This is a genomic window from Clostridium estertheticum (assembly GCF_026650985.1).
Lineage (GTDB): Bacteria > Bacillota > Clostridia > Clostridiales > Clostridiaceae > Clostridium_AD > Clostridium_AD estertheticum_C.
The window spans coordinates 1,918,156-1,944,966 of record NZ_CP086239.1; the positions used below are offsets into that span (position 1 = coordinate 1,918,156).

The 26,811-nt window shown below is 31.6% G+C and carries 22 protein-coding genes and 1 pseudogene; 10 read left to right on the top strand and 13 right to left on the bottom strand.

Annotation, left to right across the window (positions count from 1 at the left end; genetic code table 11):
* Nucleotides 1-39: 39 nt before the first annotated feature.
* The 4 genes from LL038_RS09300 to LL038_RS09315 all read right to left on the bottom strand — a co-directional run bounded on the left by LL038_RS09300 (nt 40) and on the right by LL038_RS09315 (nt 2,319).
* Nucleotides 40-777 carry an aminoglycoside phosphotransferase family protein gene (locus tag LL038_RS09300; RefSeq protein WP_216123456.1) on the bottom strand — a complete coding sequence of 246 codons (738 nt, stop codon included), beginning with the start codon at nt 775-777 and terminating at the stop codon, nt 40-42.
* Nucleotides 774-1,490, bottom strand: coding sequence for an HAD family hydrolase (locus LL038_RS09305; protein ID WP_216123453.1), 717 nt, complete (start codon nt 1,488-1,490; stop codon nt 774-776). The genes LL038_RS09300 and LL038_RS09305 overlap by 4 nt, the downstream gene beginning before the upstream one ends.
* A complete protein-coding gene (locus tag LL038_RS09310) occupies nt 1,490-1,822 on the bottom strand; it encodes a hypothetical protein (RefSeq protein ID WP_216123451.1) in 333 nt (110 codons plus the stop codon). The genes LL038_RS09305 and LL038_RS09310 overlap by 1 nt, the downstream gene beginning before the upstream one ends.
* A 104-nt stretch (nt 1,823-1,926) precedes the next feature.
* The gene (locus tag LL038_RS09315) at nt 1,927-2,319 is read right to left on the bottom strand and encodes a hypothetical protein (protein ID WP_216123449.1); all 393 of its coding nucleotides are present in this window, start codon (nt 2,317-2,319) and stop codon (nt 1,927-1,929) included.
* A gap of 298 nt (nt 2,320-2,617) precedes the next feature.
* Here LL038_RS09315 and LL038_RS09320 point away from each other — a divergent pair, with 298 nt between their 5' ends.
* Entirely contained in the window at nt 2,618-3,481 is an 864-nt protein-coding gene (locus LL038_RS09320) for a polysaccharide deacetylase family protein (RefSeq protein WP_216123447.1), read from the top strand.
* Nucleotides 3,482-3,735: 254 nt separating this feature from the next.
* On the opposite strand, the gene LL038_RS09325 is transcribed toward LL038_RS09320, so the two are convergent.
* Nucleotides 3,736-5,061 (bottom strand): hypothetical protein, encoded by a 1,326-nt coding sequence (locus LL038_RS09325; protein WP_268056038.1) that lies wholly within the window; start codon nt 5,059-5,061, stop codon nt 3,736-3,738.
* Between the two features lie 820 nt (nt 5,062-5,881).
* Complete coding sequence (locus LL038_RS09335; RefSeq protein ID WP_216123443.1) at nt 5,882-6,691, bottom strand: MerR family transcriptional regulator; 810 nt, start codon at nt 6,689-6,691, stop codon at nt 5,882-5,884.
* 617 nt (nt 6,692-7,308) lie between these two features.
* Between LL038_RS09335 and LL038_RS09340 the strand changes: the two genes are divergently transcribed.
* The 4 genes from LL038_RS09340 to LL038_RS09355 all read left to right on the top strand — a co-directional run bounded on the left by LL038_RS09340 (nt 7,309) and on the right by LL038_RS09355 (nt 10,316).
* Nucleotides 7,309-7,947, top strand: coding sequence for a helix-turn-helix domain-containing protein (locus LL038_RS09340; RefSeq protein WP_216123441.1), 639 nt, complete (start codon nt 7,309-7,311; stop codon nt 7,945-7,947).
* A 141-nt stretch (nt 7,948-8,088) separates the two neighbouring features.
* Nucleotides 8,089-8,946, top strand: coding sequence for an AraC family transcriptional regulator (locus LL038_RS09345; RefSeq protein ID WP_216123438.1), 858 nt, complete (start codon nt 8,089-8,091; stop codon nt 8,944-8,946).
* Between the two features lie 267 nt (nt 8,947-9,213).
* Nucleotides 9,214-9,681, top strand: a complete 468-nt coding sequence (locus LL038_RS09350; RefSeq protein ID WP_216123436.1) for a hypothetical protein — start codon at nt 9,214-9,216, stop codon at nt 9,679-9,681.
* Nucleotides 9,682-9,824: 143 nt separating this feature from the next.
* The gene (locus LL038_RS09355) at nt 9,825-10,316 is read left to right on the top strand and encodes a hypothetical protein (RefSeq protein ID WP_268056039.1); all 492 of its coding nucleotides are present in this window, start codon (nt 9,825-9,827) and stop codon (nt 10,314-10,316) included.
* Between the two features lie 133 nt (nt 10,317-10,449).
* Here LL038_RS09355 and LL038_RS09360 read toward each other — a convergent pair whose 3' ends face one another.
* From LL038_RS09360 to LL038_RS09375, 4 genes are all read right to left on the bottom strand, one after another.
* Complete coding sequence (locus tag LL038_RS09360; protein WP_216123435.1) at nt 10,450-11,196, bottom strand: acetoacetate decarboxylase; 747 nt, start codon at nt 11,194-11,196, stop codon at nt 10,450-10,452.
* Between the two features lie 45 nt (nt 11,197-11,241).
* Nucleotides 11,242-11,907, bottom strand: coding sequence for a 3-oxoacid CoA-transferase subunit B (locus LL038_RS09365; protein ID WP_216123433.1), 666 nt, complete (start codon nt 11,905-11,907; stop codon nt 11,242-11,244).
* Nucleotides 11,907-12,560, bottom strand: a complete 654-nt coding sequence (locus LL038_RS09370; RefSeq protein ID WP_216123431.1) for a 3-oxoacid CoA-transferase subunit A — start codon at nt 12,558-12,560, stop codon at nt 11,907-11,909. Before LL038_RS09370 ends, LL038_RS09365 begins: the two co-directional genes overlap by 1 nt.
* A gap of 71 nt (nt 12,561-12,631) precedes the next feature.
* On the bottom strand, nt 12,632-14,062 hold the full coding sequence (locus LL038_RS09375; RefSeq protein WP_216123430.1) for an aldehyde dehydrogenase family protein: 1,431 nt from the start codon (nt 14,060-14,062) through the stop codon (nt 12,632-12,634).
* Nucleotides 14,063-14,910: 848 nt separating this feature from the next.
* Here LL038_RS09375 and LL038_RS09380 point away from each other — a divergent pair.
* On the top strand, nt 14,911-15,645 hold the full coding sequence (locus LL038_RS09380) for a hypothetical protein (RefSeq protein WP_268056040.1): 735 nt from the start codon (nt 14,911-14,913) through the stop codon (nt 15,643-15,645).
* 806 nt (nt 15,646-16,451) lie between these two features.
* Here the strand turns inward: LL038_RS09380 and LL038_RS09385 are convergent.
* Nucleotides 16,452-18,107, bottom strand: coding sequence for a rhamnogalacturonan lyase B N-terminal domain-containing protein (locus tag LL038_RS09385; protein WP_216128167.1), 1,656 nt, complete (start codon nt 18,105-18,107; stop codon nt 16,452-16,454).
* A 116-nt stretch (nt 18,108-18,223) separates the two neighbouring features.
* Here LL038_RS09385 and LL038_RS09390 point away from each other — a divergent pair.
* Nucleotides 18,224-18,505 (top strand): annotated as a pseudogene (locus tag LL038_RS09390) (recombinase family protein); the annotation flags it as partial.
* A gap of 278 nt (nt 18,506-18,783) precedes the next feature.
* Here the strand turns inward: LL038_RS09390 and LL038_RS09395 are convergent.
* Nucleotides 18,784-20,244: an IS1182 family transposase gene (locus LL038_RS09395; RefSeq protein WP_216128210.1), complete on the bottom strand. Its 1,461-nt coding sequence runs from the start codon at nt 20,242-20,244 to the stop codon at nt 18,784-18,786.
* Between the two features lie 242 nt (nt 20,245-20,486).
* Between LL038_RS09395 and LL038_RS09400 the strand changes: the two genes are divergently transcribed.
* The 3 genes from LL038_RS09400 (at nt 20,487) to LL038_RS09410 (ending at nt 24,675) form a co-directional block, all read left to right on the top strand.
* A complete protein-coding gene (locus LL038_RS09400) occupies nt 20,487-21,905 on the top strand; it encodes an IS1182 family transposase (RefSeq protein ID WP_253200382.1) in 1,419 nt (472 codons plus the stop codon).
* A 702-nt stretch (nt 21,906-22,607) separates the two neighbouring features.
* Nucleotides 22,608-23,600: a right-handed parallel beta-helix repeat-containing protein gene (locus tag LL038_RS09405; RefSeq protein WP_216127793.1), complete on the top strand. Its 993-nt coding sequence runs from the start codon at nt 22,608-22,610 to the stop codon at nt 23,598-23,600.
* Between the two features lie 817 nt (nt 23,601-24,417).
* Nucleotides 24,418-24,675, top strand: coding sequence for a hypothetical protein (locus tag LL038_RS09410; protein ID WP_268056041.1), 258 nt, complete (start codon nt 24,418-24,420; stop codon nt 24,673-24,675).
* A gap of 1,373 nt (nt 24,676-26,048) precedes the next feature.
* Here LL038_RS09410 and LL038_RS09415 read toward each other — a convergent pair.
* The gene (locus LL038_RS09415) at nt 26,049-26,774 is read right to left on the bottom strand and encodes a hypothetical protein (protein WP_216127785.1); all 726 of its coding nucleotides are present in this window, start codon (nt 26,772-26,774) and stop codon (nt 26,049-26,051) included.
* Nucleotides 26,775-26,811: the final 37 nt, after the last annotated feature.

Genomic DNA, 26,811 nt, shown 5'->3' on the forward strand with positions numbered 1-26,811 from the left:
AAAGTTGTAAATTAACACAATCACGCATTATACATTTAATTATTCGTTAGGACATTCACCTACTCTAGCCGCAATAATAACAGATAGATAATCCTGTATCATTTCTCTGGTAACATTCATGTTCATAAGATACAAATCTGCCAGCATTTTCTTGAATCGTAAAAGCATTTCTCTATCATCCACTTCTATAGGAACAGGTGTATATTGCACTAGAAACACAGTTCTAGCAACATCATATAAAAAATTTCCATGACACACATTCATGAAATCTATAACCATCGTATGTCCATCCGCTATTAATATATTACCTGGATGGAAATCACCATGACAAAGTGTATTACCATCCAGCAGGTTGTCTAACATTTGCAATACTTCTTCTCGTTTCTTTGAATTAGTTGATGTCACGCTTACTATATTACTTTTTAGGAATTCCTTATAATTTGGTACATTACTAATCCTATTTTGAACAATTGCCTTATGTAGTTTTGCCATATGTACTGCACATTGCTGCACCTCACCTGTTCTCATAACCCAATTTAACAGGGATTCACCTTCCACTTTGTCGTATATAATACCCATTCGATCTTGAAAAAGCACAATCTCATATACCTTTGGTTTTGCAAAATTCATATTACTTATTTCCTTTGCATTATGAAACTCTTTTTCTATCGCCTCTTTTGGATAACCTTGATAGAAAAGCTTAAGCACTTTGCCTTCTTTCCATTCATATACCGTTGCCGTATTACCTATGCCGACTATTTCCCCATATAAATTCATTTTGAGACCTCTAAATTCTTTAACTTTGATAGTTTTTCTAATGACCTAATAATAGGGTATTTGCTTTGGAGTTCTTTCCGGTCATATCTGTCTATTAATATTGGTATCATCCCAAACTCTTCCACGGCTTTAAGGTTTGATTCACTATCATCTATAAATAAAATCTCATTTGCTTTAACATTTAATTCATCAATAGCAATTTTGAGTAATATCTTTTCTGCTTTACTTGAGCCATAAATTGATGACATTATGAAAGTTGAAAAGTATTTTCTTAGACCCCTGTTAATAAATACTCTTTCCAAGGATGGCCAAGTATCTGAAACAACGCCTACTTTATATTTTTTTACTAACAATTTTAAGGCAGGTTCTACATCATCAAAAAATAGAAATTTTTCATCATTATAAACATTATCTTTTGCAAGAGCAGTTAATATATTATCATCTATAACTGGATAGTGTATTTCATTCAGAGCTATCCTATAAAATTCTTTAAACATTAGAAACTCTTCCTCCTGCGTACTTACTATAAGAATTTTATTAATATAATCGCTTGCTTTATCCATAGCATTTCTCAATACCATTTGATTACTTGTAATTTTATATTTATCAATTATATCGTAAAATTTTGGTGTTATGTGCCACTGGCCTGTCCTTGGTACATTAAGAGTTCGTCCTGAATCAAATAAAATTGCTTTAATTAAAGTTTTATCCATTATATAATAACCCCCTCATAAATCTTAGTACACAGTAACCCCCTATCTTCACTTGCATCTAATGTTGTTAATTTACTATTTTGAATTTTGTCAGTAGTTACTTGTATATTTGACAAATGCAATAAATAAGTATATTTAGCCATATCCTTCAAAAATATTTTACTTTTGCTATCAAACCCACATTTCTCTCCGTCTAACTTTTCATTAATCACCATAGGTTTAGGAAAATGACTTAATAGATATTGAGCATTAATAAGTGCTGCATACTTAATTTCATTTCCAATAGCCCGATATATTAATATTATTTCATTTTCATCAAGGGATAATATCAAAGGACCTCTATGCTTATAGCTTTCTCTTTAAACCTTTCTTTTTTATAAGCTTCTAACATTTTATCTATCTCTTATGGGGTTAATTGCAACGATATATAATAAATTTACGAAGACCCTTTCTCTTTAATAAAATATCGTTTCGATGGAAAAGTAATCATAAGTCCTAAAATTGATGTTATAAAACCTGGCATATTATATGATTGTCCAAGTTGCTTTAACATAAAAAGCATAGATAATATTAGAAAAAACAAATTGTAAGCTATCATTAGTAAATATCCCCATTTCTTAAGTTTCAAAAGTCCGTAAGATATTGTTAAGAGACTTATAATCATTAATATATTAATTATACCCTCTGAAAAAGAAGGTGTCGGGTTAAAAAAAAATCCAAATTGTTCGGTAAATTTTGGTTTTGGAAAAAATGATACTATCAGTAAAAATACATTAAGAAAATTCAAATCTACAATAAATGTTACTAAGCCAGGTCTTTTTACTTTCATACCTACCTCCTATTAACCCGTAATAAAATACAACTTCAACTAATTATATACAATAATACCATAATTGCCATAAATTGAGTATATTTAAAATTCTTTTTAAATGGTCAATAGCTCTATTATTTTTATCTATTTCTCCCAATTCAATAGTTCCGATAATTTGACATAAAAAAAACCAAAATGACGTTTTATGTTCAAATAATGACGTTTAAGGCTTTAAATATTGAATTATGCCTATTTATAAAATATTATAAAATAAGTATTATTTTATGCTATTTAACAAAAAAATTATAAAAAGGAGTTGATTGCTATTAAAAAAAAATTATATTTCGTATTTATATTTATTTTTGTACTCTCTATCGCTGGGTGTTCAAGCGCTACATCCACTACAATAAAAAAAACAAACCCTGTTAAAGCAATTGAAAGCTCTACAATCCCAGGTTTCGATAATACTACTGATATTAAACCTTACGGAAAGAGTATTCCAGTTTTACAGTATCACTCAATTAGCTATGATAAAGGTAATCCTATTTGTATTCCAATAATAAAATTTGAGGAGCAAATGAAATATTTAAAGGATAACAATTATTATACTATAACACTTACAAACTTGTATGAGTACCTTATGAATAACACTCCAATACCTAAAAAATCTGTAGTCATTACTTTTGATGATGGATATGATAATAATTATACTGCTATGTTTCCCGTTCTAAAAAAATATAAATTTAAAGCAACAATTTTTGTTATTAGTTCCCTTATTGATGTACATAGCAATATGCTAACATCTAAACAACTTATAGAAATGGACAAATATGGTGTAGATATAGAAAGTCATACTGCACATCATGATAATTTACAATTGATTTCTAAGGATAACCAACTAAAAACGTTAATTCAATCTAAAAAACATCTTGAAAAAACATTAAATAAAAAAATAAATTTCTTTGCATATCCTTATGGTGGGTACAACAAAAACGCAATTGAGGCATTGGAAGAAGCTGGTTACAAAATGGCTTTCACCACTAAAAATGGCTGGTCCTCTAAAAAGAATGGTATATTTTCACTACATAGGGTATGGATAAGTGCTTCTGATAGTACGAAGGTATTTGAAAATAAAGTTTCTAAACCTAAAAAAAATATAGTAGACTCTTTTTCATTTTAACGACATTTTAGAAGGAAAGTCTCCCACTTCTATAAGTGGGAGTTATATATTAATTATATTTTCTCTCTGCTAACTGGATATGGTCTCCAAATCCCCATGTCAAACTGAAATCCAGACACTTCATTTATAATTTGTGATGATGCCAGTGGCAATACATTTAAGATAAATTGGGAAAATTTCCATGGAAGCTTAATAAATAAAACAAGCTCCAATCCTTATATATCAAGACTTGGAGCTTGTTTTATGAGTTTAACTTAATTATTAAGAGTTGAGGTTTTAGTTATGCTACTCGCCGAATCTATTAATGTAATACTGATTGGTTTAGAAACATCATAAGAAGCTGTAAATGTTATAGTACCTGTTCCAGTTAACGGATCCAAGGTTATTGATGAATTTACAGCTGAAGCTGCCTTTATTTGGGAAGCTGGAATTTTTTGAGTAATGTTTATACCAGCTGTATTTAATATTTTGTATTTGAATGTAGCTGTGTTATTCCCTGTATTTGTTAATTGAGTTGACACAAGATCAATTTTGGCTACAGCTGAAGAATTTATTGAAGCATTTACCCCAGTTGGTCTAAGTGCAGTTGAATCAACAGTTATTGCAGTATTATCAGATTTTATGAGTGTAGCGCCATCAGTGCTATCACCCACCGCAACATATCCACCATCCGAAGTCTGTTGCACAGACTTAAACTTATCACCATACTTTGCGCCGCCGAAGCTCTTGAACCACTCGCTAGTTCCGCTTTTATTGAATTTAACAAGAAGCATCTTCTCATATCCCGCTACAAGGTAGCCGCCTGTTGAGAAAGATGTGCCTGCCGCTACATATCCACCATCCGAAGTCTGCTGTACACTATAGAACTCCGAGCCAGCAAAACCTGAGTCGCTAAAGTTCTTTATCCATTCGTTGGTGCCACTTTTGTTGAATTTGATGATACTCGCGCCTCCTGTGCCTTTATTTCTAACTCCAGTAAAATCGCCGTCGGTTGACGCAGAATAAGCTGCCGCGATATACCCGCCGTCTGAAGTCTGCTGTACACTACTTAAACCATCACTATCCGAGCCACCGACATCCTTGATCCATTCATTGGTGCCACTTTTATCGAATTTAACAAGAATCGCGTCAGCTGAGCCTTTATTGACACCAGTAAAATCACCATTGTTGGACTCAGAATTGCCCGCTGCGATATACCCGCCATCCGAAGTCTGCTGCACACTACGAAAGTAATCATTTAAACCACCACTAGTGGCCTTGATCCATTCGGTGGTGCCATTTTTATCGAATTTTACAAGAATCGCATCAGCTGAACCTTTATTGCCAACTCCAGTAAAATCACCGTTGCTGGACTCGGAATAACCCGCAGCGATATATCCGCCATCTAAAGTTTGCTGTACAGAATAAAATCTATCAATGTTTTTGCCTCCAATGTCCTTAATCCATTCGGTGGTACCGTTTTTGTTAAATTTGATGAGAGTCGCGTCGAGAGATCCTTTATTACCAACTCCAGCGAAATCACCATCAGTTGACTCGGAACAACCCACAGCGATATATCCGCCGTCCGAAGTCTGCTTCACACTACTCAACAGATCTCCTTTCGTGCCACCAAGAGCCTTGATCCACTTAGTTGTGCCATCGCTGTTAAACTTAACAAGGGTTGCGTCATTTAACCCTTTATAGACAACTCCCGCAAAATCGCCATCGGCTCCTACAAAAGTGCCCGCTGCGATATATCCCCCATCAGAAGTCTGCTGCACCGATTCAAACGCACCCATACCCGTGTCGCCGCTGCCAAGAGCCTTCATAAAATTCAATGTATTGGAGGACGTCGCAGCACCCGCCGTGTTTGTCATCCCCACCATGAGTGCAAAGCACATGGTCAACGAAGCCAGCATCTTTTTCTTTTTCATTATCATATTAGTGTTTCACTCCTTACCATTTTAATTTTAGCGATATAAATAAAATTTCGTTTTGTCATTTTATTATACCATTAAATACTATTTTTACAATCTTATAGGAGTTGTTGACAGTCCACGAGAAAACTATATCGATGGTATTTGGAATAAAGAAAACGAAGATGAATGGCTTACTGAGTTACAAATACCTTTGATAAAAAAATAATCTTCATTTGCACTTATGTCTCTCACTTAGTTAGTATTATCAATACTATAATTGTACTTTAACTAACTGGTTTTGGGCAAAAAAATAAGAGCTTTATCATTTAGTGATTAAACCCTAGATATATAAATAATTCCATTGGAACATTCTAAATAATACAATGGGGCTCTCTTAAAAGTCGAATTCATGAATTATAAAAAATATAACTTTCATTTATAATGTAAAAAGCTATGAAATTAAGAGATTAATCTTAAATTTCATAGCTTTTAATTGCTTTTTTTACTTTTTTACTGGTATCTGTATTTCGCTCAAGTAATCCTCTGTCCTTTTTTCATTGCAAGGTCCTTTTATAGCAACTTGACGTGGATTTCCTATCATAATATATCCATTTTCCTCAATCCAATTTGCTAAGAAATTATATGCTTCTGCTACATTTGAATAATCTCCTGGAACTAATATGATAGCAGCTTGATCCACTGCCTCAGTTTCCTTGAATGTAAATCCGTCTTCGTCCTTCATTAGATTATCCACACCCACTACTACCTCTGCATCAACTTCACCTTCTTTATAACCTGCATCGTGATAGGTAGAATAAGCTATGTTATTGCAGTGAATATTTTTTTTAATTACGTATTCACCCAATCTTATCCAAAGCATTCCTTCTGCTTCATAAGTTGGTATAACATTCCTTAAAGAAATAACCTTATAGCTTGGTAGTGATTTTAATGTAACATTATAACTCATATTAACCCTCTCCTTTTTCATATCCTTAATGGCAGCGTTGATTTTTTCAAGTCTTATTTCCTCAGCTCTTATATTGTTCTCAATTTCTTGACCTTTGACTTTTAAAATATCTTCTAGCTTTTCCTCAGATTTTTCTTTCATAAACACTGCTATATCAGCTACGTTAAAGCTCATGTCTCTCAATGGCATTACTAGGTTAATGTCTGAAATCTGTTTTGCCGAATAATATCTATATCCTGTGAAGTCATCAATTTTAGCAGGATTAAAAAGTCCAACTTCATCATAATACCTGAGCATGCGGACGGACACTCTGGTCAACTTGGAAAAATCTCCAATCTTGAACATAAAATCAACTCCTCTAAATTACTGCCATTCGAATGACATCTTTATAATAATGCCTAACACCATGTGAGAGTCAATATTAAATTTATATTTAGTATATATCACCAATTAATACATATCAATTCTTGTTCATTTTTGTAATTTATTTAGGAGTCGGGTATCATTTAATTATAGATTTTTGAGATCCTTACAAGTAATGGAATATGATATGGATATATATGTTACAATAGAGTATAGAAATTGTATCACAATTATAAAATATTACATCTCAATGGCAGGGATATTGTTCATTACTCTGTTAAAGATTGGGGGACTATAGTTTGATATTAGCGCTAAAAAAATACGAAAAAAGAAAAACTCAATATAATCTATTACTTAATAAAAAGGTGATTTTCATAATACATTGTGCCTAATACTATCATAAAGTCCTTGTTAATGCTAAAGCGGGAGAAACATTAGAGTATGTCATGAGTTTTGCTATGATATAACACGAACTTTATTAATTGATATATTCCTTAACGTTTGATGTACTCCTGTATTGAATAGCATTCAATTTTTATTAACCTTATTATGATTTAGCCTCCATTGTATAGATTTTTGAACTAACTTATATATCAAATATGGTAGGGGTTTCGGCTGGTGCTGTTTGTAAATGGGAAACTGGGAACTCATTTCCAGATATTGAACTACTTGCACCGCTTGCACGTGCATTAAATATTTCATTAGATGAACTATTATCTTTTAATTCTAAACTGTTAGAAGATGATGTGATTAACATTAAGAAAAAATTGACAGAAGTATATATACAAGAAGGCTATGACGCAGGATACGAAAAGTGCAAAGGACTTTTAAATGAATACCCTAATAGCGTGTATCTCAAGTTGACAATTGCTGAACTTATACAAATGTATTCAATGATGTACGCAGATAAGTCCGAGAAACTCTTTAAACCCAAAATGGAATGTGCTCTTAAATTATTAGACCAAATTGTAACAAGCAAAGATTCTAAATATATGTCTAAGGCTCTCTTTTCTATTGCCAGTATTCAAATGATGTTAGAAAACTATGATGAAAGCGAAAAAGCATTAAAAGAACTTTCAACCTCATCATCTATAGATCCTATGACAATTTACCCAATGCTATTGCAACGTCAAGGCAAAAATGATGAAGCTAAAGTCCAAGGTGAAAATATGCTTTTATCACATATAATTCAAAGCACTTCAATGCTTGCTACCAATTTGATGCTATCAGGGATTTAAAAATAGTTGTAAATATGTTAATATTTACAGTAAATATGGTATTATTGAATAATCTTTCAGACAAGACAAAACATAACACAAAAAGTCGGGAACAACCGCTTGAAAAGAGATACGATATATGTACAGACAGGGGGGATGATTATGGGGTGGATTGAAGAAATCGGTGAAGCTATCAACTATATTGAGGAGAATATCACTGAAGAAATCGCAATAAAAAATATTGCAAAAAAAGTACTTATGTCTCCGTTCTATTTCCAAAAAGGCTTTGCAATGCTTTGTGGTTTTACGGTGGGAGAGTACATCAGACAACGCAGGCTTACCCTTGCCGGCAGTGAGCTTGTTTTTGCTGATGAAAAAATCATTGATATTGCACTGAAATATGGCTATGCCTCACCAGATAGTTTCACAAAAGCTTTTACTCGATTCCATGGTGTCACACCTACTGCTGTTCGAAAAGATGGAGCAATGATTAAATCGTTTGCTCCGCTGAAAATCAAATTTTCATTGGAAGGCGGTTATATTATGGATTACAAAATTGTTAAAAAAGATTCGTTTACTGTCATAGGCGTATCAAAGGTATTTAAATATGATAGTGCAACTACAGAAATCCCACAGTTTTGGACAGAGCATCATCAAACAGGAAAAGGGAAATTTGTATGCGGAATGTACGGAGTATGCATAGATGATAGCATGGGTTCAGATGAGTTCGAATATTTGATTGCAGACAATTATAATCCGTCCATAGAAATATCTAATGGTTTTGTTACAAAGATTATTCCTAAACACACGTGGGCTGTTTTTGCTTGCAAAGGCGCAATGCCGAAAACTCTGCAAGATGTGAACAGAAAAATCTTCTCAGAATGGCTGCCTAATTGCAGTGATTATGAAATTTCAGCAGGTTATAATATAGAAATGTACACCAATACGGCTGATTATCCGCAAGGTAATCAAGATGAAAACTACTACAGTGAAATTTGGATTCCTGTTAAGAAAAAATAACTACGTAAAGGAGCACAATTCGGAGTTTATCAAATTCCAATTTGTAAAGTTGATGTAGAATAATTTTAGATTTAGTTTTTGTTGTATCTTTCTTTTATATGTCTCAAGTACCCACATATTTAATGATATGGGGGTACTTTATTTATTCTCTATAGTAATATTATTAGTAAATATACTTAATTTATGATAATTATGGTATGATCAAATATGTAGTGTTAGTAGAAATTGTACTTTATAGTGAGTAAATAAGGGAGAAGAGTGATTAGTTTGTCTGAAAATAAAGAATATACATTTAAAAGAGAACCTTCTGAACCATTTAATAATTTAATTTATACAGTTTGTATATTTCCAATCCTGTTTCATATCAGGGATTTTACAGCAAATTCTATCTACGAAAGACTGTATGGACTATTTATTGCAGGTACTTTTATTGTATTAATTTTAAATCAATTATATATAATTATTAATAAAAGATATAAATTATCAGATTTAATTATAGATAACAACCATATAACTATTAAAAAATGGTTTTTGATGAGATATTATACAATAGATTTACAACAAATTAAAAATATTACTGAATTGCTGCTTACATTGGACAATTTAATAGAAATTACTCTTATGAATAACAAAAAGATAAGATTGAGTTTAAAGGGTTATTCAAATAATGATAAAAAATTGATAAGTAACCAATTTAAAGTAATTAATTCAAATCTAGAAATTCAACTCAATTAAAATATAGAAAAAGTAAGCTGCTTTACTAGGATTATCACTACAATTATAATTATTGGAATAACGGCTTTTTTCATTCGATGGTTAAATCATAATTAGTAAAATACTATCATGTAAATTATTGCGTAGTAAAAAGGGGGATCACTTTGTCATACTTAATTTTAGGATTTAGTTTATTAGTAATTTTTTTAATGATATCATCAAAAAATATTTTTTATAAATATTCTGACAGAATTAATTTAAAGATAAAGAAAAGATTAGACACAATGTTGAAATTCACTAAAATTGCTCCAATAATAGTTTTATTTATTATATTGACTTTGACTCTTACTTATTTTAAAACTAAATATGCAATTAGGTTATCTCACGCGTTGCTTGTGTTAAGTTTTTGGATGTGTACTATAATTTTTTATTACATCATTGCAGAAATAGCAATAATAAAAAAAGTAGTTATTATAATACCTACCATTGGATTGATAATATCTATATGCAATGCAATTTATTTAACACCCTTATTGCATTATGAAAACATATTCCAAAATATTAATATAATGATTCCAAATCTCTTTGGATTGATTATGCTAATAGTAGCGTATTATATAACCTATCTTTTTCTGAAAAAGGGGATTAAAAAATAAAGTGAATGTAGCACAAGTGTAATTGCATAATACCTACTTGAAATTTCGTCATCAAAGAATCCTTGGCAAGAAGTTACATGAACTTGTTCATTTTGTGAATTCATTGCAAGAAGATCTAATGGTACTTGATGCTCTAATTCTTTGCAAGATAATCGTACACAACATGAGGTGATGCAAGAGTTAAATCTGTAAGAATATGTGATGCAGATACAACTTCTAAGACTTGTAAATCAGCTAAAGGAGCTAAAGCGTGACTGAATAATTGCAGACGTGCACAACCAGTCCATGCACCGTGTATGGTAATATCCTTATTCTGTGTACATATAATTTCACAAATTCTTGGTTTTCCATCGTAGCCTTGTAAAATTTTCAGCATAAAGCTAGGGCGAGAAATTTGATTATAAGCTTCCTTAATATCTAGAGGTTCATGTTTATAACCCATTGTAGCAGTGGCAACTCGTAATGAGCCATAGTTTAGTGTACCAACTAATGTATCTGAGTCAACAAATAGCTTTGGAGTACCCAGTTTCTTAGGATAAGCACTAATCTCTCTTCCAACAGCAATGGCTGGGTGATTGTCTAAGTACATCATATGTAGATAATCACCTTTAATCCCATTATACTTTACTGGAATAACCTGCCCACATTCAGTGTAGGATCCCAATCCAGTAACATCAGGCATAGCCATCATTTCAAATCTAACTAGTGGCTCATCTTCATCTAATTCTAATGGTTCTGGCACCATTTTCCGAAGTGCCACAAGGTCAGTACGGTATAGTATATTTAAGTATTCCCTATTATGGAACTTATATGGTCCTTTTGGGAATGCTGGAGCAGTAAGTGGGGTTGTAATTTGTTTAGATATTTCACTTTCTAACATAAAATATTCACTCTCTTTTCTTATTTTTTAATTATCGATAAATTTTTATACATCCATAATTTTTATATTATCTGGAATAATTAAAGTTGCTTCTGTTACAGATTTAATTTCATCAATTGTTGTATCTTTATGAATTTCTTTTAAAAGTAGTCCATTAGCTGTTACTTCAATTACACAAAGTTCTGTAACAATTAAATTTACTTGAGATTTTGCAGTGAGTGGCAGTGTACATTTTTTAAGAATTTTAGGTTTTCCTTTTCCAGTATGTCGCATGGCTATAATTACTACATTTGCACCCATTACTAAATCCATAGCACCGCCCATTCCAGGTACCATTTTGCCTGGAACAATCCAATTAGCTAAATTCCCTTTTTCATCTACTTCTAAAGCTCCAAGCACAGTAACATCAACATGTCCGCCTCTAATTAGTGCAAAGGACATAGAACTATCAAAGAATGAACCCTCTGGAAGTACAGTTACACACTGTCCACCTGCATTAATTAAATTTGTATCTTCTTGTCCTGCTTTTGCTTTTGGACCCATGCCGACAATACCATTTTCCGATTGAAAAGTAATATGCATTCCCTTTGGCACATAATTTCCCACCAAAGTTGGAAGCCCTATACCAAGATTTACAAGTTGACCATCTTTTAATTCTTTTGCAACTCTTTTAGCAATAATTTCTTTTGCTAACTTACTATCTGTAATCATTAAACTGCCTCCTTTACAATATAATTCACAAGTACACCAGGAGTCATTATATCTTCTGTTCTTAATTGTTCACATTTTACTAAGCTTTCAGCTTCCATTATTACCGTTTTTGCAGCCATTGCAATATAAGGATTGAAATTTTTTGTAGTTGCCTTATAGTAGGTATTCCCAAACTCATCTACTATACTGCCTTTTACAAGTGATACATCTGCCTTTAACGGAAGTTCTAACAAATAATTAGTATTGCTAATTGTAATTATTCTTTTTCCATTTTCTACAATAGTTCCTAGTCCAGTTGGTGTTAATACACCGCCTAGACCAGATCCAGCTGCGCGGATTCTTTCAATTAACGTTCCTTGTGGAGAAAGTTCTACTTCCATTTCACCAGTATTCATCCTTCTTCCAGTCTCAGGATTGGTTCCAATATGTGAAGCAATCACTTTCTTTACTTGACCATTCACAACCAATTTTCCTATACCTTTATCTGGAAAACCTGTATCATTTGCAATGATGGTTAAATCCTTTATATTTAAATCAACCAACATATCTATTATTGTGTCAGGGGTTCCACAATCTAAAAAACCACCGATCATAATTGTCATTCCATCTTTAAAAATAGACTTTAATTCTTCTATTTCAAATATTTTATTCATGTTAATAGCTCCTTTCTAACAGTATAAATTTTTTTGATGGAAATGTAGGCAGTCACTTACTCTATTAAAAGTTAGCTTACAAGCACACATCTCCTTTGTCTTGTAAAATCTCTTGCAGAAGTTATACCCTCACCAGTAGGTCCAGCAATAGTGAAAGTTGTAAATCCTTCTGCACCAGAACCTACTCCAGCAAATGATTTAGCATTCTTTACAAAAATAGTTGTATCTATTTCTTTTTCAAATCTATCTAAATTATCGATATTTTTTGAATATATATATGCACTATGTCTTTTGCTTTGTTCCGCTATTTTGGCGCACTCTATAGCTTCATCAATGTCTTTAACTCTTACAATTGAGAGTATTGGCATCATAAGCTCTGTCATTACAAAAGGGTGATTTATATCTACCTCACATATTATACATTTAACGTTAGTAGGGGCTTCTACATCTATTTCATCTAAAAATAATTTTGCATCTTTTCCTACCCATTTTTTATTTATATTATATTCTGGTTTTTTGTTGTGATTATAACTTTTTTCATCTTTCTTTATTAGTATTAAATCTAATAACATTGATACTTGCTCTTTGTTTATAAGTACAGAATTGTTTTGAAGCATATTATTTATTAAATCATTTGCTACATTTTCAAAAACAAACACTTCTTTTTCTGCGATACAAGGTAAATTGTTATCAAAAGAACAACCTTCTATTATGCTTTTTGCAGCTTTTTTTATATCTGCAGTATCATCTACTATAACTGGAGGATTTCCTGAACCTGCGCCTATAGCTTTTTTACCTGAATTTAAAAGCGTTTTTATTAATCCTGGTCCTCCAGTCCCACATAAAAGTTTTATAGAGGGGTGTTTCATAATTACATCTAAGGATTCCATAGTTGGATTTTTCACAGTAGTTACTAAATTTGCTGGTCCACCAGCTGAGAGGATTGCTCTATTTATCATATCCACGGCAAAAGCAACGCATTTTTTTGCCCCTGGATGTCCATTAAACACGACAGAGTTTCCGGCAGCTATCATACCTATACTATTGCATATAACAGTTTCAGTTGGATTTGTAGAGGGGGTTATTGCACCGATGACACCGTAAGGAGACATCTTTACTACTGTAAGTCCTTGATCTCCAGACCAAGCTGTAGTAGTTAAATCTTCTGTACCAGGAGTATATTTAGCGGCTAATTCATGTTTTAATATTTTATCTTCATATCGTCCCATTTTTGTTTCTTCTATGATCATTTTTGCAAGCGTTTCTTTATTTTCTAATGTAGCCTTTCTTATACTGTTTATAAGTCGTTCTCTATCTTCTTCTTTATAATCAGTAGTTAACAACTTTTGTGCATGGATTGCTTTTAAAATAGCGATTTCAACGTCTTCGAACACTCCTAAATATAAACTATCATTGTTAGCTTGCTTACATTTGGTACCCTCAACATTTGATATTACATTTAAAGCTTCTGTTTTTGCTGATACTAATACATCTTTGTTCATACTTTTCCTCCTCTTATTATAAAATTTAATTAATATTAAAAACGTAATTCGTTTTATGATAAACATGTTAGAATGAATAAGATTTTTTTATATTTTATAAATAGAATATTATCACCAATTTAACTAAAAAAATACTATAAATACAATAAATGTAACATATCGGAATTAAAACGTTAACAAACTACATATATGCTAGGTATTTTTGTGCTATAATCTGTAAAGAAGAATTATAGGGTGATTTTTCTGAATTTTTAGATATTATTAGAAAAAATAACACCTCTTTGTATAATGGTAGTAAGTTTTTCAACCACACTCATTTTACAAGGAGGTATGTTCTAAATGGACAATAATATTTTATCACGTAGCTTTTGTACTAAAATATAGAAGAAAAAAGCATTTTTTAATTTGTAGAAATCTGATCAATTTCTAAATATGCTAACAAAATGTGGAATTATTTATTTTTCTTGTAAATATGTAGTTATTATAAGGGAATATGGAAAGTTATGTATAATATATAACTTTATCAAGTAATAGTTTGTTATACAAAAAATCTTGGGTTGGGAGTTCTAGAGAGGTTAACTACAATGGATAAATGGCATAATTTAAAGTTTTTACTCCAGATATGGTTTTTTGCAAGAATCGTTTCCATAGCCTTTTGACGCATGATTTTGTATGTTTTGAGTAAAAGATATTTACTTAATTTAAGTATTATGAGAGTATGTAGTCGTAAGTAACTGAATAGTTACTATTGAATGATTTCCTTAAATACAATAAATTGGGACGAGCATACTACATAAGAGGAATCATGTTTTCCATATCACTATCAAAATTACAAGGGGGATTTAAAAATGAAAAAATTTAAAATGAAAGTCATTACTTCATGTCTATCTTTAGGACTAGTTGCAGGTACTCTATTTACACCGGTTGCTGCTTTTGCAGGAACAATGGGTGATCCAACAACGCAACTTGATGGGAGACTAAGCACATTCCACCAGGGAGCTGCTAATGATTGCGGTGCTGTTTCTGGAATACAGGCATTAGCTAATAGTAAATTTGGTAAAAAATTCTTAAATAAAGTAATTTCAGTTAACAGTGATGGTAGTTATACCCTCAATTTCGGTTCCGGAAAACAGACAGTATCGGAAACAGATGTAGCCAATGCATACATAAGCGGAGACCTTGATGCTAGAGTTATAGAAGCTGGGATACAAAAAGCCATGAATGTTTATGATGGTTGTTTTGCTTGTGATGTATTTGCGAAAATGACAGGATTTGGCCAAAATGTAGTTAGTGGATCTACTGCTAAAACGAATATGATGAATACTATGACTTTAAAATGTAACTCTGGAGATGGTATTACAGCTGCCTGTGATTTTAGTATAGCTGATCCAAGTAAAGGGATTATAGGGGATGGAGGTCACTCATATTCAATAAAGAGTGTAACTAAAGACACTGTAGTAGTAATAAATCCATGGGATACTTCTAAATTTATAAATATGTCTAGAAGTCAGTTTGAAAGTTCTATAAGGTATATGACATATGTAGATGAAGCAACAAATAAAATTGTAGTTTTTTGGAATTAAGTTATATAAAATTTGAATGTATAAAAACTATTAGTTAGTATTAAGCATGCAACATAACAGTTAATATATTGTATGGTTCCAGATGATCACGAAGCTTTTTTACGTATAACAAAACTCCTTTTTAGATTTATCTAAAAAGGAGTTTTGTTTGTAAATAAATTTATTTTTTATATTTATTTATGTATTCAGTTAAAGCCATACTCAACAAGTCCCTTTAGGTAAACATTTTATTCTGAACACAGAACTCCATATTCCCACCACCTAATGATTATTCCAGTCATACTCTAGTAACTATTCTATATTCTTATTATAATATCCTTTAATATAATAGAGATGGATAACAAAAATATGGTGAATAACAAAAGTCGTGAAAATAGACTTTCACGGCATTTGTATTTTGGGTAGTTTTGCCTATCCCCTCCAAAAGGTATGTTAGGCAAATGGAATACAGTTTAAGGTATTTATTTAAGCTTTTTAAAATATTTGAAAGTTACACAATGTACTTGCGTAACTTTCACTTTCCTTAGTTACCAACGATTTTTTGTATTTTGATATAGAATATCAATTTGAATGTTACATAATATTAATATTTGATTATATTATGTAACATATTACTTTTAAGTACCCAAGTATGTCATTATAGCCTCATATTAACACACTAACTTACCTTTTCGGTGGGATAGTCAAAAACATCCAATTTCAAAAAATACTGGGTTTGGGCTTAGAACCCCAATAAGCTTTTCCTGATTATCCTGATGACTGATAATCATTATTTCATAGTGCCTACCATAGCTGATAACCGAATTCTAATTTTCCAGTTCTACACAGTCATAAGCGAAGGAAGCACTAAGGTAAGTACTTGTATCACTTGAACCACTAATAGGCGTGATAGTTATTGTATTTGATCCAGTTACAAAATCAGAGGAGGGAATACTCCAGGTAAAGTTTGCATTGTTTCCTCTATAAGTACCAACCGTTAAAGTACGTTCTCTAGGTTGTGTTGAAGCAACCGGGTCAGTTAAAGCGTGTCCGTTAATAGTCACACTAGGTCGCCCATTGTTGTAAGCCGTAGTAATACCAAGTTTAAGAGTGTGAGCAGCTGATGCCTGTGTTGAAGTAAGAGTAAATGTTACTGTTGTTGGACTATTAGCTCCACGGAACTGTGCTGCCGGGAATTTATTTGTTGAACTTCCTACTGCATAAGTTACTGGACCCCAGCTACTATTACGTACATCAGAAGGATGTCTTAATTGAAAAGTTTTTCCACTTAAGAATTCTAAAGGTGTACCATCCCAGTCTCCAATACGCCAAATAGTTGAGTTGGTGCTTGGATCTCCAGTGATTGTACGAGTATTAAGGGTTGTAGTGCTCCCAGCGGTTACTGTTACATTCTCTGTATAAACAGCTATTTCTCCTTTATATACTTGCATGGTATAGGTTCCTACCTTCATATTTGGGCATGTAGCTACACCGGATGAAGAAGTAGTAGCCCAATATTGTGCTGTAGTATTAGCAAACCCAATGGTATAAGTGTAGTTTGTATCCATTCCGGAAAGTCCATTTAAAACTACTTGACCACGGCTAGAACTGGCTACATAACCCTTTAACCCTAAGCTAGACATCCAGCTGAAATCAGGTACACTTGGTGTTGACCCCGTGGTGAAGACTAAAGCATAAGGACCAAATAAACCTGTACGAAAGTCTTCTGTCTTAGCGTGAGTGGAGTTCAGGTAATTAGTGATTTCCGTATTCATGTTATCTGGGTATGCTCTTTGGAACTGAATGTCACGTTGGAATGGTCCGCCGGAACCAGTTTCATGGCTACCATAAGCCATAAATACGCCAACATTACTACCAGTAGCACCCTTTATATTTAAGTCTTTAGTTTGATCATTTCCATAGTATTTAGACGCAGTATATCCAGTAGAGAAACCATAAACATCAGTGCTTTCGATAGTTCCAGAATTACCTGAAAGATTTGAATTTTTAGGAACACTAGTTAGAACATCCATGTTACCTCTAAAAATATAACGTAATTCACCTACAGAAGGTTCTTCCGTTATGTAAGTTCCCATATAAATAATGTTACTCCCGTATTTTGAGGCATAATATTGTGTAAGTGTACTAGTAGCACAAGTGATTAGTACTGTAGCACCAGAAGAGAAGGTTGTCCATGTAACTGTGGCAGAACCTAAACCTGATGAAATTTGTGATGCTTTGTTTGTACCATTAAGTTCAGTTCCATTCAATTTGCAGGATGTCATATCCCCGTTAGTTTTATTAATTGTGTAGATCAATCCTGCTCCAGAGGTTACTACAATAGTGGAACCGTTATCAGTAACCCCGATAGAGGCTGCATGTACGTAGGTTCCTGGAACTAAGTTCGTTGCCAGAGTGATAATGATTACAAAAATGAGACTAATGGCTAATCGTTGCAGAGCGTTGGACGATTTAATTTTCATTAATTTTCCCTCCAATTCATTAATTTTACACATATTTCATATTATACAATATGTTAATGCAAATTTCAATAAGGGTATCTTTACCAGCCACACCAAAACAGTAAAGTAGATTAGGGCGTAATTTCATGGATACCCCAAAGGAATTACAATACTTCTTTGAAAGAGGCATAAAAGTAACAATACTTGATACCACTTTAGTAAGCACAGGAGACAACAAACTAGACTATACCATAAACAATATTCTTATCAACTTCTTGTCGTATATAGCGGACAAAGAGAGGGATAAAATACAGTGTAGAGTTATAGAAGGATTAAAGAATACTAAAGACAATGGAATTAAGTTGGGTAGACCTACTAGAAGTTTACCTAAAGAGTTCAATAAGCATTATAGTAAGTGAAAAAATAAAGAAGTAACAGGAGTTGAATTTGCAAAGCTATTGAATATAATCAGAGCCACATTATATAGACACATAAAAAATATGAAATGTAAGAGAAGGTTAACACCTTCTCAGACTGTTGACAAACATAAAATGTAAAACACTCTAATTTAAAATGAGGCCACTGAAAAAAGCACTCTTTTTTCAGTAGAGTTTTCAAATTTGAATAGAAAAAGCATGAGGAATCCATATTTTTGGATATCTCATGCTTTTTCTTTTATAATTAAGTTTTAAAAGCCCTATTTCATGCTTTTCAACTTAATTATTCTCTTTAGATTCACAGTGAAGATTGATAATGCACCTTGCATTTGCATGCTAATTAAGCCTGACGATATTGCTACATCATAGCCATGTTGGTGCTTAAGTTCACTATTTTTAGCCTCTATCATATAACGCTCCCTAGCACGTTTTTTAAAATATTCACTTTTTTCGAACTCTATTTGATCTTTGTGGGTATTTGACTTTATTGAAACTGAATAAGTTTTAGATTTAGCGCCTTCTTTATAACACCCATCTTTATGAACACAATTTTTACACTTTTCTACATTAAAATAGTAAGTTAACACTTGATTTTTACCAACATTCTTCTTTCCCTGTTTTGCTTTTTTAATAGCCATATGACCTGCCGGACATACAAATAAACCAGCATCTTTATTAAACTCAAATTCATCTTCTTTTTTTCGCATTCCTTGTGAAATTACAGGATTTAGTTTTGAAATTAATGCAATTTTATTTTCTTTTGCATATTCTAGATTTTTCTTTTCAGAATAAGCTGTATCTCCAATTACTTCATTAACATCTATACCAGCCTCACGGCTTTTTTCTATTAAGGCTATGAGCTCCTTTCCATCACTTTTTTCGCCAGTTGTAATAACAGCTGCTGTAATTAAACGTTCTTCACTCATAGCAAGGTGTGATTTATATCCAAAAAAAGAACTATCCTCAGTCTTATGCCCCACTTTTGCATCCTCATCTTTTGATAGTTTTAGGTTTTCTATGTCATCATTAAAAGCTTCGGTTAAGTAGTTTAATTTAGTTTTCACAGTTGGATTTGCTACAATTTCTGGATTCTTGTTTATGCTATCAATTAATAATTTGCAGTACTCAAGAATATCTTCAAGTACTCCATTTGTAACTTTATTCGGCAAATCTTCTTTTATCTCAGGATGTACTCCGTACAATGTTTTTCTTAAATTTTTTGCACGTTTCAATAATTCTTCTCCTGCTGATTTTTGGTTATAACGTGACTTGGTATGCGTAGCATCAACTATTATTGCTTTGCTTTTTAAAACTCCCTCTTTTATAGCAAGTTCTACAGTCTTGTTTATTAATAAATCTAATAAATTCATGTCTTTAAGGCGAAGCTTTCTAAATTTAGTTAATGTACTTGAGTTTATTAAATTTGTTTCTTCTGGGGCTAAATTCAGAAAATATTTAAATGACATATCATAAAGAGTTCTTTCAACAACATCTTCATCAGACAATTCATATATTACTTTCAAAAGCAAATATTTAAATAGCATTATAGGGTTAATAGCACCTCTACCCATAGATGAACTATAGTTAATAATCAATTCGTCATAAACAAATGAAAAGTCAACAAGGTCATTAATTTGCTTTAAAATGTTATCTTTCGGAATAATTAACGAATATAAGCTATGGTATGTATTTATTTTTATTTCCAATTGTCCTTTTAGCATAATAGTTTAGCCCCTTTTATTTTATTCTACTATACTAATTCGACATATCTTTTAAAATTCCTTTTTGTTTTTAGTCTTTTACATAAAAAAATCGCCATCTTTAATTCGATGACGATTTTTCATATAGTTTTTCAGTGGCCTCTTTAAAATTGGAGTGTTTTTTTTCATATTCAAAAAGGATTTTACAACATCAATGTCGAATATATATAGTATACAAACTTTATAATTCGGAGGGTTTAGTTATGATTAATGAAAAGAACTTCACACAACAAAAATTAGAAATGGTATATTTAGAGGATTTAGTTCCTAAAGACCATATTCTCAGAAATATAGATAAATACATGGATTTCTCTTTCATAAGAGAATTGACTCAAAAATATTATTGTTTAGATAATGGAAGACCTGGCGTAGATCCTATTTTACTCTTCAAAATGCTGTTTATTGGATACCTATTTGGAATAAAATCTGAGCGACAACTTGTAAAGGAAATTGAAGTAAATGTAGCTTATAGATGGTTTTTAGGACTAAGCCTTACTGATGTTATTCCAGATCATTCAACAATTAGCCAAAATAGACGTAGACGATTTAAAGGAACTGACGTGTTCCAAAAAATATTTGACGAAGTCGTATTTAAGGCTATAAATCTTAAGATGGTAACTGGTAAAATACTTTACACAGATTCTACACACCTAAAAGCAAATGCTAATAAGCGAAAGCTTGTGAAAATTGAAGTTGAAAAAACACCTAAAGAATATGTAGCTGATCTTAATAAAGCTGTAGAGGAAGATAGAATAAATCACGGTAAAAGACCTTTGAAAGTGAAAGAACCTGTTACCATAATAAAAGAAATTAAAGTTAGCACAACTGACCCCGACAGCGGATATATGATGAGAGATGGCAAGCCGGAAGGCTTCTCCTATTTAGATCACAGAACTGTGGACAGTAAACACAATATAATTACTGATGTTTATGTTACTCCTGGAAATATAAATGATGTTGATCCTTATATCGATAGATTGGATGTGCAAATAAAAAAATTTAATTTTAATACAAAATATGTTGGTGCCGATGCTGGTTATGCTACAAATCTTATATGTAAAGAACTATTTGAGAGAGAATTAAAATCTGTAATGGGATATAGAAGGTCTCCACATACAAAAGGAATGTACACTAAAAATAAATTTCAATATGTTAAAGAGAAGGACATATATGTTTGCCCTGACTTAAGGGCTTTGCATTATAAAACGACAACTAGAGATGGATATAAAGAGTATGTTGGGAATGCAAAAGATTGCAAAGAATGCCCAAATAGAACTCAATGTTTTTCTGATAAAAGTAAGGTTAAAACTGTTAGAAGACATGTTTGGGAAATGTATAAAGAAGATGTTGTAAAGTTTACCAAAACGGATAAGGGTAGAAATATATATAGAAGAAGGAAAGAAACTATAGAGCGAAGCTTCGCAGATTCTAAACAACTGCATGGGCTTCGCTATTGCCATATGCGCGGATTAGAAAATGTGCAAGAGCAGTGTCTGCTTACAGCAGCAGTGCAAAATATGAAAAAGATAGCTAGCCTACTATCTTCCATGTTTTTTTATTTTATAACTAAAAACCTGTTGCATGTTACTAATTTATCTATAAATCAAAATGCTATCGCATAATTGCATATAAAAACCCAGTACAATAAAAAATTATACTGGGTTTGTAAACAACCTGAGAAGGTTAACACCTTCTTTTTTTATGGAATGAATTAAGAACGTTATGTTACATTCATAAATTTTAACAAAGTAGTTTCTTTAAAATTGATTTGTTAAAATTGATAAGAGAATATTATTTTTTTGGTTAAACAAGTACTCAACGACAACCGCCAAAGAACAAATAATTAACATTTTACCATACCAAGGGTTTAAAGCATCTTTTTATGACCAAAAAATGACTGTTTATGATTTTTTTATTGTATTTTATTGTATTTTATTGTATTTTTGTATAAGTTAATGTTAACAAATGGACACCAACCATTAAGGATTTAGAAGATAGTGCCACACTCGTATTTAAATACAAAACAAATATTTTAGAGTGAGGATAAAAACAAGAAACTTTACATTTTTTAATTATTAAGAATCCCATTTATTTTTGTTTCAATACCATTATATAATAGTAAATATTAAGGGTGTTATGGCTTTTTTTATAAAAACTGAATAAACACTTGCTAATGCAAGGATTTATATAAATAAAACAAAGGGGGATTTAAAAATGAAAAGAATTAAAATGTAGTAAGGCAACGGTTAATGTAAAAAATAGTCACATGGCAATATATTAAAAGATGTTTTCGTTAACAAAAAAAATATACAGGGGGTTATTTAATGCAAAGACTTAAAAATTTATGTATGGTAGCAGCACTAGGAGCAATAGTTATGGGAGGATGTTTATTACAAAGTACATCAGCCTCTGCTGCTAGTATTATCAACGTTAAAGCTGGAGGATCTACATTATCAAGTGCTTTAGCCTTAGCTAAACCTGGAGATACGATAGCAATTTTAGGAACAGTAACTTCAGGGTCAGTAGTTGTACCAGCAGGAGTAACAATATCAGGAACAGCGGGAAAGGGAGTCATAAATTTTTCTTCTAGTACTGGCAGAGGATTAACAATTAATACCAAGGGATCCACAATTAAAGATTTGGAACTTTATGGTGCTGCAGATAATGGAATATATATGGAAGGATCAGGTAATAATCTAATAAACTTAAAGGTTCATGGTAACCATGACGCCGGTGTACAATTATCAAATGGAGCAGCTAATAATACTTTAACCAAAGTTTACTCCTATAGTAATGCAGATGCAAAAGGAGTAAATGCTGATGGATTTGCAATTAAATTACATTCAGGTGTTGGTAATACATTAACAGATTGTACCGCTGAAGGAAATTCAGATGATGGATATGATTTATATGCTGCTCATGGGGCTGTAACATTTACAAGATGTAAAGCTATAAACAATGGTAACTGCGGTGGAATAAAGGGTGACGGTAACGGATTTAAGGTTGGAGGCGTAGACAACAAAACTCCAGGTAAAGCAGCACATTTAGACCCACTAAACCATGTGCTTATTGATTGCACAGCAACAGGAAACACAGGCAGTGGATTTGATAGAAATAATCAAAACGGTGTTGTTACAATGACTGGTTGTATTGGTCAAAAGAATGGTAAAAATAATTTTAATTTTCCACTTACAGGTGCACCATCAGCTTTAGGATATTCAGTTACATTTGGTAAAGCTATAATGAAAAATTGTACATCTATAAATGGTACAAATAATATTACAGGAGCTACATTGAGTGGTTGCATAGGTTTCTAAATATTACAAATATTTTATTGAAAATATAAATTGAATTTTTATTTTGTGTAAATCACTTTCGGCAAAAAAATAGTTAAGAATTGATTCCCAAGTATATTAATATATGACGACATAAAAACAAATGTGTAGAAGTATATATGCTTTATAGAGGCGTCGCCAGCATTTTTCTAAAAAAACAATAGTCTATAGGGTAGACCTATTAAAACAGTCTACTTTATAGGCTATTTTACTTATTTAACAGCTATTTTGTATTTTGACATTGTTATGTAATATATTACTTTTAAGTTACTACAGTGATGCCCGTACTTCATCATAGTAACATGCGAATATACCTTTTTAGGGAGATAGGAAAAAGTGCCCAACTTGCAAGTGGATTTTATATAAAATTTAAAGTATAGATAAGGTATATAAAATTAATTACAGAATGGGTAGAGTATAGTCAAATAAATATGTAAATGTGGAAATATAGAAGATATTAAAACATATACTAAAACAAGGAACTTTATATTTAAAATTATTGTAATATTTTAACATAGATGTATAATTAATATGTATAGTAATCCATATCATTACAATAATTTAAAGTACTCTTGAAGAGGAAATGTTAATGATAATATGGAGGGTTTTTTGAGACCATAATTTGCAGATGTAATATAAACAAATTGTTTCAATTGATTTCTTGTTGACAAAAGCGTACCTTGCTAAGGTAGCGATAGCATTGGTCATGCTTTGCTACCTTAGTTCTTTTGAAAATTTAATTGACGATACATATGACCAATGCATCGTCAAAAAATATTTAAGAGAAGGAGTGTATATTATGTCAACAAGAAAATCAAACTCAAAGCCGAAAACAAAAACAAAAACAAAAGAATTAATCTTATTAGAAGCAAAAGAAAACCACAAGTTTATTATTGATTTTATTGATAATAGACACTTTCTTCCTTTTTTAAATATACTGCTTTCTACCGTATTCATAGGTATTATCGCAAGCATTTGTATTTACAAGGGACAACTTGCAAATACAGCAATATTAGTTAGTGATATGCTAATGAAATTGTTTGTTGGCAGAAAGTAACCATGTTAGATAAGAGAGATTTTATACACCTCTCTTATCTTTTGATCTATTTGCATACTCCAAAACCTTATTTATTGTAATTTTCAAATGAAATGCTTTAAAAATTACATATTGGATATTGATTCCAGACGCATATGTTTGTTCTTATCTGTATGTCGACTGTACAAGAATTGTATTTCATAAATTAATAGCGTTGGTAACTGTTATGTTCTATATGTTACAGCCAAACTTTCCTAATAGGTATTATTTTATGTTAAATGAAATGATTATATTCTTCTATTGGTAATGTTGCACTTTGTACTTGAGCATTTATCTTCATTGTACATAAATTTACACATAGTTAATTGTAATTTATATTATGCAGAAACAATAAAAATGCAACTAAATTTATTGTTACATTAGGTAAATATAGTTTAAATTTACATTCTATGTTTCCAAAAGTACTGTTCATGTTTCTAAAAGTGCTTTTCATGCTTTTTCTGTTGTATTTTATTGCGTTTTTTTATAAGATAATATAAACCATATAATCAAAAGGAGACTATTTATGAAAAATTATAAAAAAATATTAGTGAGGTGGTTCAGATATTAATAAATTATAAAATTAATAAGGGAACCTACGCTAATATTAGAAATTCAGTAAAAATGGCACGAACTAAAACTAGCTGGAGAAAAAAACTTGAAACAGATCCTGAACAAAAAAGAATAATTTATGAGCAATCAAAAGGTATATTAACAAGATCAGCACTACGTGATCTATTGTTTAATAACATTATATAATTGTAAACGTTTATAAATTAGTGATAACAACAATAATAGGCAAAGCCACAATCTATAATTGGATTTTAACAAAATGAAAATATTTATGGAATAAGACAAATTTGTTGACGAGTGAGGAGCAAAGAAAGGGGGTTACAAACTTGTTGTGGTTTGATGAGCACATGCAGCTTATGACAACCTATTTCAAAGAATAAACCTTTTGTTAAATATATAAATATTAATAGAGTAGTCACGGAAACTAATATGTAAAACTTGATTTTGTATAGAATCATTATAGCGCTATAAATTTTATATTCAGAGAGCAATTAGGACTAAAAATAGGCATAGCAAACAAGCCTACACGATGCAGGAACTTTTAGAAAAAAATATTTAATTGTCAAACAGCTACTCTAATAAATTTAAAATACTAAAACCTGAAACCTTAAGTCTTGCATCTAGATGAATATTAATTGCGGCAATCATAGTCATAAATGAATAACGTTTTTTACCATGTATTCGTAAAGAATGAATTCTATAATCATTAAGAATATGATTATTTATACGTTCTGAGCAGGTTCTAGTTTTATAAACAATTTTCAATTGTTTTGAGCCGCGAGTCACAAGAGTAAACAACCGCAAATTCCATTTTGACGGCAGTCACAAACTTTAGAACCATAGTAAGAAGACTTACAGTGAACACAAGTACCATCACCGCCAACTGTAAGGTTATCTTTTTCTATTAAATTAAGATTAAAAGAGGTTACTACAGCAACTAATGAAAATATTTTTTGAAGCAGCCTTTCGGCTCTTAGAGAAAATGAGCGACCTGCTTCAAAAAAATCTGAAACTCTCTTAACAACACCAGTTTTTTTGTTAGGAAGCTTTTTATTTTTCCCGGGTGCCTTAATTTTAGATGGTTTCCTCTTATATGAATATATTTTTCTTAGATTTGATCTGTCGGTAGACAGATTTGAGAGCCATAATCTAGAGATAAAATCATAATGGGCACCAAGTGATGGGACATTATTTATAGTGCAGCCTATACAGGTTGCAAGCAACTCACTAGCATGAAGTTTTTTAACCCAGTTGGTAATGCTTGTTTCCTTTTGAAAAAGCATTAAAGAAAATGAACGGAATATTTCAGGTTGAAGAGTTGCAGGTCTACCGATATTAGAATAATAAGGTTTTAATATCTCTCTAAGAATATCTAAGTCTAAGCAATACAACTTAGATATAGAAGGTTCAAGTTCTATAATTTTTTTAGAAAAAGATTTGTAGAAACATGAGAGATTTGAAATAATAAATTGCTGATAATCAGCATGAGAACTCCAATTTTTAAGCATAAAATAATCCTCCTCGTAAAACATGTCTTTAGGAGGA